The organism is Paraburkholderia elongata (genome assembly GCF_013177735.1).
In the GTDB taxonomy this organism is placed as follows: domain Bacteria; phylum Pseudomonadota; class Gammaproteobacteria; order Burkholderiales; family Burkholderiaceae; genus Paraburkholderia; species Paraburkholderia elongata.
Genome location: NZ_WOEZ01000198.1, coordinates 1 through 11,339 on the forward strand (window position 1 = coordinate 1; position 11,339 = coordinate 11,339).

General features: G+C 60.6%; 13 protein-coding genes. 5 read left to right on the plus strand and 8 right to left on the minus strand.

Translation table 11 applies throughout. The features are described from left to right. Positions 1 to 483: response regulator (locus GNZ13_RS35620; RefSeq protein WP_172173351.1), on the minus strand; the 483-nt coding region annotated here is incomplete at its 3' end. A gap of 727 nt (positions 484 to 1,210) precedes the next feature. Between GNZ13_RS35620 and GNZ13_RS53980 the strand changes: the two genes are divergently transcribed. Continuing rightward, a complete protein-coding gene (locus GNZ13_RS53980) occupies positions 1,211 to 1,402 on the plus strand; it encodes a hypothetical protein (protein ID WP_328807346.1) in 192 nt (63 codons plus the stop codon). Positions 1,403 to 1,411: 9 nt separating this feature from the next. On the opposite strand, the gene GNZ13_RS35630 is transcribed toward GNZ13_RS53980, so the two are convergent. Further along, positions 1,412 to 2,284, minus strand: coding sequence for a reverse transcriptase domain-containing protein (locus GNZ13_RS35630; RefSeq protein ID WP_172173380.1), 873 nt, complete (start codon positions 2,282 to 2,284; stop codon positions 1,412 to 1,414). Positions 2,285 to 2,328: 44 nt separating this feature from the next. Between GNZ13_RS35630 and GNZ13_RS35635 the strand changes: the two genes are divergently transcribed. The 3 genes from GNZ13_RS35635 to GNZ13_RS35645 all read left to right on the plus strand — a co-directional run bounded on the left by GNZ13_RS35635 (position 2,329) and on the right by GNZ13_RS35645 (position 5,201). Continuing rightward, positions 2,329 to 2,616 (plus strand): Y4bD/Y4pK family protein, encoded by a 288-nt coding sequence (locus GNZ13_RS35635; protein WP_172173356.1) that lies wholly within the window; start codon positions 2,329 to 2,331, stop codon positions 2,614 to 2,616. 52 nt (positions 2,617 to 2,668) lie between these two features. Beyond that, positions 2,669 to 3,001 carry a DUF6788 family protein gene (locus GNZ13_RS35640; protein ID WP_168788186.1) on the plus strand — a complete coding sequence of 111 codons (333 nt, stop codon included), beginning with the start codon at positions 2,669 to 2,671 and terminating at the stop codon, positions 2,999 to 3,001. Between the two features lie 133 nt (positions 3,002 to 3,134). Beyond that, on the plus strand, positions 3,135 to 5,201 hold the full coding sequence (locus tag GNZ13_RS35645) for a recombinase family protein (protein ID WP_172173359.1): 2,067 nt from the start codon (positions 3,135 to 3,137) through the stop codon (positions 5,199 to 5,201). A gap of 14 nt (positions 5,202 to 5,215) precedes the next feature. Here the strand turns inward: GNZ13_RS35645 and GNZ13_RS35650 are convergent, their stop codons facing one another. Further along, on the minus strand, positions 5,216 to 5,602 hold the full coding sequence (locus tag GNZ13_RS35650; protein ID WP_172173362.1) for a reverse transcriptase N-terminal domain-containing protein: 387 nt from the start codon (positions 5,600 to 5,602) through the stop codon (positions 5,216 to 5,218). Between the two features lie 442 nt (positions 5,603 to 6,044). Between GNZ13_RS35650 and GNZ13_RS35655 the strand changes: the two genes are divergently transcribed. After that, a complete protein-coding gene (locus tag GNZ13_RS35655) occupies positions 6,045 to 6,287 on the plus strand; it encodes a hypothetical protein (protein ID WP_172173365.1) in 243 nt (80 codons plus the stop codon). A 98-nt stretch (positions 6,288 to 6,385) separates the two neighbouring features. Here GNZ13_RS35655 and GNZ13_RS35660 read toward each other — a convergent pair whose 3' ends face one another. The 5 genes from GNZ13_RS35660 to GNZ13_RS35680 form a co-directional block, all read right to left on the minus strand. After that, positions 6,386 to 6,544, minus strand: coding sequence for a hypothetical protein (locus GNZ13_RS35660; RefSeq protein WP_172173368.1), 159 nt, complete (start codon positions 6,542 to 6,544; stop codon positions 6,386 to 6,388). Positions 6,545 to 6,746: 202 nt separating this feature from the next. Next, positions 6,747 to 7,511 carry an energy transducer TonB gene (locus GNZ13_RS52965; protein ID WP_236002330.1) on the minus strand — a complete coding sequence of 255 codons (765 nt, stop codon included), beginning with the start codon at positions 7,509 to 7,511 and terminating at the stop codon, positions 6,747 to 6,749. Beyond that, positions 7,504 to 7,902 carry an ExbD/TolR family protein gene (locus GNZ13_RS35670; protein ID WP_172173371.1) on the minus strand — a complete coding sequence of 133 codons (399 nt, stop codon included), beginning with the start codon at positions 7,900 to 7,902 and terminating at the stop codon, positions 7,504 to 7,506. The genes GNZ13_RS52965 and GNZ13_RS35670 overlap by 8 nt, the downstream gene beginning before the upstream one ends. Continuing rightward, positions 7,899 to 8,606, minus strand: a complete 708-nt coding sequence (locus tag GNZ13_RS35675; protein WP_236002331.1) for a MotA/TolQ/ExbB proton channel family protein — start codon at positions 8,604 to 8,606, stop codon at positions 7,899 to 7,901. The genes GNZ13_RS35670 and GNZ13_RS35675 overlap by 4 nt, the downstream gene beginning before the upstream one ends. A gap of 64 nt (positions 8,607 to 8,670) precedes the next feature. Then, positions 8,671 to 11,019, minus strand: coding sequence for a TonB-dependent receptor (locus tag GNZ13_RS35680; protein WP_172173377.1), 2,349 nt, complete (start codon positions 11,017 to 11,019; stop codon positions 8,671 to 8,673). Positions 11,020 to 11,339: the final 320 nt, after the last annotated feature.

Here is an 11,339-nt window from a genome sequence, read left to right on the forward strand (position 1 = left end):
GGCGAGCAGTTTCACAAGCGTGAATTCCTGCGCAGTCAGGTCGATGCGTACGTTGCCGCGACGCACACGGCGCCTGACGAGGTCGATTTCCATATCGCCGACACGCAGCACGGTGTCGACCGATTGCGTGGGTCTGCGCAGCACCGCGCGAATCCGCGCAAGAAATTCGGAGTAGACGAACGGCTTCGCCAGATAGTCGTCCGCCCCCGATTCAAGTCCGGCGACCTTGTCTTCGACCGCATCGCGCGCGGTCAGGAGGAGCACAGGTGTGCGTTTTTGCGCGCGCAAGCGCTTGAGCACCTCAAACCCGTCGAGGCCCGGAAGCATGACGTCGAGTACGATGAGATCGTAGTCTTCATGGAGCGCGAGGAACAAACCGTCGTTGCCATCGTTAGATACATCGACGATGAAGCTTGCCTCCATTAGGCCTTTGCGAAGGTACGAGGCCATCTTCGGTTCGTCCTCGACGATCAGGATACGCATGATGAAAACCCTCTCGCACAGCAAGTCGTGCATTCAATGCAGATAGTACATGACGCTAATTGCGTCTGCGCAGCGTATCGCGTTGAGGCAGAGTCAATCAAATGCCAATACTGGCAACTCTATTGGCGTCGCCCCGGCAGTGCTTTCGAAAGAAGCATAATTATAGAAAGACATCCTTGCGTCAAAATGGACGGGAGATGACAAAAAAGTCATGAATCGGGACACTTATCCGGTCACGTCTTGTACGCAAAGCCAAACGCATAAATTCGCGGCTTTCCGGCCTCGGGGTCAGTCACATAGCCATTTTTCTGCCGACGGTCCGTCGGCCTATTGCGACACGTGTGACCTGCCCCCTGTCGTGTTCGGTGAACCTTCGCGTCTCATAGATGCAAGGAACAAGTGGCGGCTCACTCCGGGCATCCAAATCCAAACATCCAAATCCAAACATCCAAATCCAAACATGACGTGGATGTAATGCGGGCGTCAGGACTCGTCCACCTTCGCTATGCAAAATAACTGTTGCTCACTCCCGTTGCGGCGAGGAAGGAGATCAGTGGTTTCGATCACCGATCGAAGCCCACCAAATCCATATTTACGAGGTAATTCACGATGAAGTCGCATTTTTATGCTGCCCTGGTTACTGGGCTGCTCGCACTCCCAACCATGTCCTTCGCTCAGGACGCGAGTGTGCCAGTGACGCGGACGGGTACAGGCGGACCTGATCAGGTTGGAACAGGCCGGCTACCGGCCGAGCAAACTGAATTATCCGGCTGATATCCAGACGGCAGAGGCCCACCTCAACGCGCAGGGCGTCACGGCATCGGGCAACACCGACGCGGGTGGCGTGTCGAATGGGTCTTCGCAGGCGAGTGCACCCACGACGATCGTGGGCGCCCACTCGACCTATTCCCATCATTGATACTGGTGGTCACAGCACGCGCCAGCGGGCTCCCTTGTTCGGATGCCTTCTTACCGCCCATCGCCATAGCATCGACCAGACTTCGGTATCAACCCGAACGAAGGTTTCCTTGGCGACTACATGGCTGTGATAATTCGCCCATCCACGTAATACCGGATTGAGCGGCCTTATCAGATTGGCCTGTTTAGCCGTCTTGTTGGCCTTGATAACTTCACGGATTTTGTCAAGATGCGCTTTGACGTTCGCTTTGGACGGCTTCATCAGCAGCTTGCCGTTGTACTTGCGAATGTTCCATCCGAGGAAGTCAAACCCCTCCCTGATAGGCGTTATTCTGGTCTTCTCTGGCGAGAGGACTAACCCGCGTTCCGCCAGAAATTCAACCACTACGGGCTTGACCTCCTGTTCCAGCCATTCTTTCGAATTGCCTGTAATAATGAAGTCGTCCGCGTAACGCACCATGTTCATTTTCAAGCCTGCCCGCCTTGCCTTCGGAAACTTCTCCGCCAGCCTGGCTTCGAGACCGTCCAACGTCATATTAGCCAAGACAGGGCTGATGATTCCCCCTTGCGGGGCACCTGCCTCAGTCGGAAAGAGTTCGTTCTGGTACACGAATCCCGCCTTGAGCCACTTCTTGAGGATCGCCTTATCCGTGGGGATATGGGCGAGCATCCAGTCGTGACTGATTCTGTCGAAACAGGCCTGGATGTCGGCCTCTAGCACCCATTCCGCACTCGTCTTTTGCGCAAGAACATTGAAACATTGTGCCCCTGCGTCGGCGGTTGAGCGCTCCGGCCTGAATCCATAGGAGTTCAGATCGGCGGTGGTCTCCGCGATCGGTTCCAGCGCCAGCAGATGTAGCGCCTGCATGGCGCGGCACTTCATCACAGGGACGGTTAGCGCGAACTGCACCAGCGCTCAACGAGTATTTGGGATGGGCTGAGATCTGCCATCCATTCCATCCGTTAAAAGGTCAACGTTTTCCAGTACTGAAGACCCGACGCGTCGGCGGGGTTGATACGCTGCTTCTGGGTCATGCAGAGCGCGGCAGCTTCAGCATTGCCCGCGAATGGACCGACTGGGGCATGCCCTCTGTTGACGACGCGACCGGCGTCACCGCGTGCCGCTTCGATCTGGACATGCTGCTAGAGCTGATCGACCTGATCGACCAGCTTGCCGTTTCGGCCTCGAAGAAGTCATCCACCAAAGGAGCTTGATCAATGGATATTCTTGACCTAGTATCAGACCAGTTAGATACGTGGTCTGATCATGCAAGACACACCATCGTCGACCTTGCGCAGGCGTCGCGCCCAGTTGCTGCGGCAAATGCCGGCTCTGGACACGCTGCTCAGGGGCTCGCTCATCGAGCGCTACAAGCGCTGCGGCAAACCTGGCTGCAAATGTGCCGACGGTCCCGGCCATGGTCCCAAGTACTACCTGTCGGTGAGCTTTCCCGGCCGCCGGCCACAAATGGACTACGTGCCGCAAGACGATTACGCCGACGTCACCGAGCGCCTGGCGAACTATCACCGGGTTCGCGAGATCATCGAGGAGATCTGCGAGATCAACCGCGAACTACTGCGCCGCCGCGAGGCGATCTAAGGGACGTCGGTGAGCCAGACGCCATCGCTCACCGACTGCATCGATCCGCACCTGGCCGGCGTACTCATCGCCAACATGCTCGAGGCCTGGCTCACCGCCGGGTCCGCGCTGGAACCGAGTGAGGAGGCCGTCGATGAACCCCAAGATCACCCCGCAACATCTGGGCAAGCCGGCGTACATTTATATCCGCCAGTCGACGCAAGCCCAGGTGCTGCACCATCAGGAGAGCACCGAGCGCCAGTACGCGTTGAAGGACAAGGCGCTTGCATTGGGCTGGACCGAAACGGCGATCCGTACGCTGGACCGGGACCTCGGTCACTCGGGCGCGCAGATGACGGGCCGCGAGGACTTCAAGACGCTGGTGGCGGATGTCTCGATGGGGCAAGTGGGTGCAGTATTTGCCCTGGAGGTGTCACGCCTGGCACGCTCGAACCTGGACTGGCATCGCCTGCTCGAACTGTGTGCGCTCACTCGTACCCTCGTGATCGACTCCGATGGTTGCTACGACCCGGGCGACTTCAACGACGGCCTGCTTCTCGGTCTCAAAGGCACGATGGCTCAGGCCGAACTCCATTTTCTGCGCGGGCGCCTCCAGGGCGGCAAGCTCAACAAGGCGCAGAAGGGAGAGTTGCGCTTTCCGCTGCCAGTCGGCCTGTGCTATGACGGTGAAGACCGCATCGTCCTGGATCCTGATGACGAAGTGCGCGGCGCCGTGCAACTGGTATTCCGTCTGTTCCGCGAAACCGGTAGTGCGTACGCTGTCGTCAAGCGGTTCGCCGAAGACGGGCTACGCTTTCCGAAGCGCGCCTACGGAGGAGCCTGGGCGGGCAAACTCATCTGGGGACGACTGAGTCACGGACGTGTGCTCGGATTGATCAGGAATCCGTCATATGCAGGCATCTATGTCTTTGGGCGCTATCAGTACCGCCAGCGCATCACACCACAGGGAGAGGTGCTCAAGCGCGTGCAGCCGGTTCCGAAGACCGACTGGCGCGTCCATCTGCCCGGGCACCACGAAGGGTACATTACCCCGGAGGAGTTTGAGCAGAATCAGGCCCGCCTGGCGCGCAACCGGACGAACGGTGAAGGTACCCTGCTGAGTGGCCCGGCGCGCGAAGGGCTCGCGTTACTGCAGGGACTGCTGGTGTGCGGACGCTGTGGCCGGGCAATCACGGTACGCTACCAGGGTCACGGCGGCATCCGCCCGATCTATCTGTGCAGCAGGCAGCGCCACCAAGGTTTGGCGACCAGGGATTGCGTGTATGTGCGCAGCGACCTGCTCGACAACGTGATCGGCGAAGCGGTGCTCACGGCGCTGCGCCCGGCCGAACTCGAACTCGCCGTCGCTGCCCTGCAGGAGCTTGAGCACCGCGACCTCGCCATCATGCGTCAGTGGCACATGCGCATCGAGCGCGCAGAATATGAGACTGCCCTCGCCGAACGGCGCTACCAGGAGTGCGACCCCGCCAACCGGTTGGTCGCAGGCACCCTCGAACGACGCTGGAACGACGCGTTGCTTCGTCTCGAATCGATCAGGACGGAAGCCACCCAATTCCAGAGCCAGAAAGCGCGCGTCGTCACGGCTGAGCAGAAGGCCCAGGTCCTCGCATTGGCCCGCGATCTGCCACGCCTGTGGCGCGCTCCAACGACCCAGGCGAAGGAGCGCAAACGTATGCTGCGACTCCTCATCAAGGACATCACGGTGGAGAAATTGCTCGACCAACGGCAGCTCGTTCTGCATGTGCGCTGGCAAGGCGGCGTCTGCAACGACATCACTGTCAATCTGCCCAAGCCGCGCCCCGAAGCGATACGTTGTCCGGCGGCAATCGTCGAGCAGGTCCGCAGACTGTCGCAGCGGCTGTCCGATCTGCAAATCGTCGCACACCTCAATCAGGAAGGCCTGCGCAGCCCCCATGGCAAGCCTTTTACGCTCGCCATGATCAAATGGATCCGCTACAAGTACGCCATTCCAGCGACTTGCCTGATGCGCCCTGACGAACTCACCGTTCAGCAACTCGCCGGGCGCTTGCGGGTCAGCATGCACGTCGTCTATTACTGGATCGAGCGCCGTATCGTCGAAGCACGTAAGCTTGATGATCGGAGGGGGTGGTGGATTGCGCTGGACAGCACCAAGGAACAAGAACTTCGAGACTGGGTGCGTACTTCAGGGCACCTGAAGCCGCAACATTCCAACACTTAACTGTGAGAGGTGCATTATGAAATCACCGTCGGTATACCGAGCGGCCTCGTCTTGCCGTTCTTCTTCGGAATCAATCCTCTCCGAAGCGGAAGAGGCGAGTATCCCCGCCTCTTCAACGACGCAATCGCGTTGGTCTTTGCCGCCGGTGTTTTCCACGTTACCTTGTCCACCCCGGGGGTGTTCCTGCCTTTGTTTTCAGTCACCCGCTTCATGGCTAATGCACGGCCGCTGAACGAGTGGGTCAGCAGCCATTGCAGGGCTTTCGCCTTGTTGTGGTGGCCAGCCTGTGACGCCTTCACCATACGCGTCTGCAGCCTTCTTACATGCCGTTGGACTTTGGCCCAATCGATGCCGTCCCACGTCACGCCGGAAGGCGCACGCGACCGTATTGCTGCACTCATTTGCTTTCCTTCCGTATAGATGGTTCTGCAAACTCTCTGGTGAGGAGAGACCATGAGGAAGTCTGCCCGCTTTCGCGTCGGGTGAGGTATTGCCGTCGGCCATCCCCGCTCGCTCGTCACACGCCCCCCCGGATCGCTGCTGCAGGCTGTCCGTCGGCCCGCTGACGCTAAACGTTCCCTCGGCGGCATGCTCACATCGGGCGCGTGGGCCGATGCGCGCTTCCTGAAATGTCAAAAATGACATTTTCGCGCCATGCCTACATCAGACGCAGATATCGATAATGGGCCTGGGAACGATCGAGGGCGATAAGTCCTCGCTCTTCGAAAGCGCTCCCTCAACTCGCCATTAGGATGAACACCGTGCTTAGGATTATTGCAATGCTTGGCATCGCAGCAAGTGTGAGTAGTTGCGCAGTCGCACCGGGTTATGGAGATGGTGGGTATGCCCAGCCGTACGATTCTGCGTATGGATACCCGTCTGGACCCGTCTACGTCCCGGCGTATGGGACGATCAATATTTGGGGTGGACGGGGCGGTGACCACCATTGGCACGGTTACGAGCACTGGCATGGCGGTGGACGCAGCGGACATGGACGCAGCGGACACGGGGGTGGCGGACACGGGGGAGGTCACTAAAGGCAACCGTGACAAGCATCGCTTGTTCCTGTTTCCCGAGGCGACCTGAGCGGCTTGTCCGAGTTCGCTGTCCTGCCAATGCTTTTCAGCCCTGCCACTGAATGTTCGCCCGGCGGCCAGTCTTCCGAGCGTCTAGTCGCGAGTTCCTCAAAGCCAGGAGAGGGGCGCGCTACGCACATCCATACACTTGAGCGCAAGATGCTTCTCGCGCTCAGCGAGCGCGCGTGTTTCGACGCGCTCCACATCCGAGCCCGACGCGGAGGCGATCCGTTCGGTGAATCCGCTCGGATTTGCATTCCTCTTCATCACGTTCACGTCGCCATAGGCTGCTCAGTGCGCTGCTTGCGACCCACGTGCCCAGCGGGGAGATGTCACTTCCGTAGCGGTGGCTGACCCCGACGATGAACCTCGCCGCGTGGACGGGATGGATTGCGCGCATTGGCTTGCATGCACGTAGCGCGCGTCATGTGGGCAGGTTCTGGTCCGAACTGCGCACACTAGACGTGCGCTACTGCACCACGAGGTGGACACGAACGTCTTGATGGCTCTCGACTGGCTTGCCGTTCTCGGTGGCGGGGAAGAAACGCCAGTTGTGCAGCGACGAGAGCAGCAACTGATTCAGACGTGGCTGTTGCGTCGGCTGCTGGAGATCGACGTCGACGGAGCCGTCCGGGTGAATCGTGAAGCGCGCTAGCGCAATGGCGTGATACGCGGCTTCCCGCAAGTCGTCCGGGATTTTCGGCAGTGGCTGCGTGATTACGCGCGCGCCAGTATGGCCGCTGCCGCTGGCGGCGAGGTCGGTCGCGGCCGGTGAACGATTGGCGACACTCTCCGATGGCATAGCCGATGCCTGCGGCGCAGAAGGCGGGGGGGATGGCGCCGCAAAAGGCGCCGCAGGGGCCGAGGGTGAAGTTGGCGGCGCCACATGCGTGGCCGCCTGCTGGGACGGTTCTTGGTGTACAGGAGTTGCGTGATGCACCGGCGCCGGCGTTGCGCGCTTAATGTTCGCCGGCGGTGCCGGATGCGCCGGAGCGGCCTGCGCGGGCGTGCTTGTGTCCGGCGGCGGGGGCTCAATTTCAACGAGTTGCGCGTCGAGATTCGGAGGTGACGGCGGCGTGATCTCAGGCGTGACGAGCAGTCCGCCGACGAGCACGAGCGCTGCGCACCACGACCCGAACGCGAAGGCCGTCGCAACGGCGATGCGTGTTTTCGGTTCGTCCAGCAAGACCGTGTTGCTGCGGCGGCCAACATTACTCAGGCCAACATTACTCATGGTGAACGGCGATCAGGAAGTGCTGCACGCCGGCTTTCCGTGCTTCGAGCATCGCCTTGACGACCACGCCGTGCGACGCGGCGTCGTCGGCGGCAACCACCAGGTTACCGTCCGGCTTCAGCAACGGCCGCAATTCGCCCGCTAGCGCCGCGAGCGGAACTGGCTGGCGGTTGACGAAGATAGCATCGGCGCGCGTGACGGTAAGGGTTAGCGGCGTGTCCAGATTGAGCCGCTGCGCCTGGCCGCCCGGCAATTCGATCTTCATCGAATCAAGCCGCTGCATCGAAAGCGATGCGAGCATGAACGTCGCCAGCAAAAAGAACATCACGTCGATCATTGGGATGATTTCGATCTTCCCGCGCCGAGCCTGTCTTGAGCGTTTCAGTTTCACGTGCGCGGTCCTTGCGCATGCTCACGGGCGAGCCGCAACTGCGCCGGCCCTTCCGCGTGCTCCCGGTCGAGCCGGCGTTGCGCCGCTTCTTCCGGATCTTCGTGATCAAGTCGGAGCTGCCCGATCAGCCGTGTGCCGACCCGCTCGAAGTGATCGAGCAGCTCGCCGACCCGCCGGGAAAAATAATTGAACGCGAAGAGCGCGACAAGGGCGATCACCAGGCCGATCGCGGTCGCGATCAGCGCTTGCGCGACACCGCCCGTCACACCGGTCGGGTTCACCACGCCCTGTCCACCGATCAGCCGGAACGAGTGCATCATGCCGATGATCGTGCCGAGCAGTCCCAGCAGAGGTGCGGCCGTCACGATGGTTTCGAGCAGCCACAGCCCCCGGTTCAGCGCGCGCTCGATATGCTGCGCGGCGGTCTCGGCACGTGACTCGATCCACCAGATCGGCGCCTTCCCCCCGTCGAGAATCGGCGCGGCGAAGCTGAGCAGCGCATGGCGCTCGGGCAGCGCCGCAATCTGTGCGCGTATCTGCGCGAAATCGACGACGGGGGCCTCGATCAGTTTGTCAATGCGGGCCGGAATTCGCGCGAAGCGGTGCAGCGAATAAGCCTTGTCGAGGATGATCGCAAGGCCGGCCACCGCGAGGACGGTCAAGGGGTAGATGACCCATCCGCCCAGGCGCACGGCGAGAAACATTTCGGAAAAATCGTTCATGGTGTCGTGGGTTCCTGCTCACGCGGCGGTACGCCGCGCGGGCGGCTTAAAAGTATTTCGTGACGCCTGCGTAGAAAGCGCGTGTCGGTGCGAACTGCGGGGCGCCAACGCCAATGCCGGAACCGTCGCGCAATTCGTAGGCGCGATTGAGCAGATTGACCACGACCAGGCGTCCATCGAAGTTGCCGATAAGGGGCGCCTGGAAGTGATGGATGACCGCGAGGTTGATATTCACATAGAACGGCACATGGTCCGTGTTCGCAAAGCCGCTGCGCAGACCGCTGCCGAAGGTGGTATCCGCGCTGTAGGTCGTGCGCGCAAACGTGTAGGCGATGCCCGCCGAACCGGTGATCAACTGGTCGTGGTCGAGATTGACGGGATGGCTGGCGATGTACGCAAGTTCATCGGGTGAGAAATTGAACTGGCCCGAGACGATGTTTTCGCCAGTTGCACGGCTGAGCGCCAGGTTCGCGTACGCGGAAAAATGCTCGTCCTTATAGTTGGCGGTGAATTCGACGCCGTAATCGTGGCCGGTCCGGTAGTTGAACGGCGTGTTGATCAGGGCCGTGCCGAACTGCCCTTCGTCGAGCAGATCGGTCGCCTTCTTGTAGTAAGCATCCACGCCCACCGTGACGGCGGAGCTGACGCGCTGGGTTACGCCGACATCGAAGTAATGGCTTCGCTCGGGTTGCACCGGCATATTTTCCGGACTCGCAGCCTGGTTCGTCGTGTTGTTGAACTGCGCCACCGTGGTCGGCGCGATCAGTTCGAGAGGGGGCGGCGTGAAGTACCGCGCGTAGCCTGCATGCAGCGTGGTGCTCGGCGTTGCCTTGTACACCACGCCGACGCGCGGGCTCAACTGGCTGGCGTCGACGACTTCGTTCATTTTGTCGTAGCGCAGCCCGTAATTGATGATGAGCTTGTCGTTCACCTTCCACTCGTCTTGCACATAGACGCCGAAGAGCCGGCCGATCGTCGTGCTCGCGCTGTTGATCGTGAAGGGCTGGTCGGAGGACTGTGCGCCATCGACAGTGGGGAACACCGAGACGCTGTCGTTGGCGACCGCGCGGTCCTGTTCGAAATACACGCCGGCGCGCAGCGTGTGCGAACTGTTCAGCCGGTAGGTGGTATCGCCCTGCAGTCCATTGGCCCAATTGCTACGGAAGTCTTGCGAAGCGACGCCGTTAAAGAGCAGATCCCCGATCGGATCGGGGTTGAACTGCGTGCGCGTATAGCGCGTGAAGTACGCGACCTGATAGTCGAGCTTGTCGCCGTTCGTCCCCTGCAACGCGACGGTCGCGAAGTTGTTGAGTTCACTCTGGGTTTCGTTGAGCGCGGCCGAATTGAAACTGGTCTGGCCGTTGAGCATGAAGTTGGTCGGCTGACCCGGTGTATTCGGGATCTGAAACTGGTTGCTCGCGGTGCCAAAGACGACGCTGACCCGGGTAAGCGGGTTGATCAGGTACGACATGTAGCCGAATGCATTGCCTTGCCGGGTGTGGTCGTGCAGCGGCGAGCCGTTCGAGGTCGGCGCTTCGATGCCGAGATCGTTGACGCCGGCCGACCCGCTGAAGAAGTAAGTCAGCGCGCCCTCGGTGCCGTACACGTTGCCGCTGGTCTGCGCGGTGCCGTGGCTGCCGCCGTACATGTCTATCGATCCGCCGTTGCCCGCTTCGCCCGACTTGGTCTTGATGTCGACGATGCCGGCAGTGCGCAACCCGTATTGCGCGGGAAGCGCGCCGGTGAGCAGGTCCACCTGGTCGATGATGCGGGTATCGAACGACTGGCCAAAGCCGGAGATCGGTTCCGGAATCATGATGCCGTTGATCCGGTATTGCAGATTTGCGTGTTCGCCCCGCACGTGGACCATGCCGTATGAATCCTGCGCGACGCCGGGCGCTTGCAGCAGGACCTGGTTGAGCGGCGTCGCTTCGCCTTGCGGCATGTTGCGGATGTCCGCGTCGGTAATGCGGTACACGCTGCTGCCGGTTTCCGGCGACAGTCCGTTGCGTGCCTGGTCCAGGCGCTGGGCACTGACCCGCACGTCAATCGCGTCGCTTGTCGTGAGCGCGACGGTAACGGAACTTGCCGTTTCGGGGCTGGCGGTGGCGACGGTGCTCCCGCTCGCAAAACCCGTTGCAGTGACAACGATCGCATAAGTCCCCGGCGCGACGTCTTGCACTGAGAAATGCCCGCTTGCATCGGTTTTCGTTGTTCCTGCCGACGCCCCGGTGGCGGTTTGAAGGACCACATTGGCGTCCGCTACGGGCTTGCCGAGACTATCCGTGACGAGGCCGCCTATCGAGCCGTCGCTCGGCGCCGCACAGACTTGGCCCGCTATTGTTTGCGCGAAGAGTAGCAGCGCGGCGTGAGAGAAAAGTGTGCGATGTTTCATTAAGTTGACTGTCGTTATTGAATAGGTCGCATCGCACTACGCGGTATCCCCTGCGTCATCGCGCCCAGTTGTCCTTGTCCCTAGCAATACCGCACTGCGGCGGTGCTTCTAACGCCACCGCTATCGGGATAAGTAACTTTTGCGCGCAAACTGTTAAATGCAATGCAGCGCGCAATGTTATAACATTTCATTAAAAAACAATACACGCGTGGCGTTTTTTTCTCGCTCGTGACTGCATTGCGAGGCGGGTACGAAAGGTCACCCACCGCCCGAGCAGGATTCGCACAACCCCTTGATTTCCGTTTCCTGGCCGTCCACGA

Bases quoted from the DNA above. Each gene is read 5' to 3' on its own strand.
- GNZ13_RS35650 (WP_172173362.1), bottom strand. From the start codon at position 5,602: ATGAGTGCAGCAATACGGTCGCGTGCGCCTTCCGGCGTGACGTGGGAC.
- GNZ13_RS35645 (WP_172173359.1), top strand. From the start codon at position 3,135: ATGAACCCCAAGATCACCCCGCAACATCTGGGCAAGCCGGCGTACATT.
- GNZ13_RS52965 (WP_236002330.1), bottom strand. From the start codon at position 7,511: ATGAGTAATGTTGGCCTGAGTAATGTTGGCCGCCGCAGCAACACGGTC.
- GNZ13_RS35680 (WP_172173377.1), bottom strand. From the start codon at position 11,019: ATGAAACATCGCACACTTTTCTCTCACGCCGCGCTGCTACTCTTCGCG.
- GNZ13_RS35640 (WP_168788186.1), top strand. From the start codon at position 2,669: ATGCAAGACACACCATCGTCGACCTTGCGCAGGCGTCGCGCCCAGTTG.
- GNZ13_RS35675 (WP_236002331.1), bottom strand. From the start codon at position 8,606: ATGTTTCTCGCCGTGCGCCTGGGCGGATGGGTCATCTACCCCTTGACC.
- GNZ13_RS35655 (WP_172173365.1), top strand. From the start codon at position 6,045: ATGCCCAGCCGTACGATTCTGCGTATGGATACCCGTCTGGACCCGTCT.
- GNZ13_RS35630 (WP_172173380.1), bottom strand. From the start codon at position 2,284: ATGAAGTGCCGCGCCATGCAGGCGCTACATCTGCTGGCGCTGGAACCG.
- GNZ13_RS35660 (WP_172173368.1), bottom strand. From the start codon at position 6,544: ATGAAGAGGAATGCAAATCCGAGCGGATTCACCGAACGGATCGCCTCC.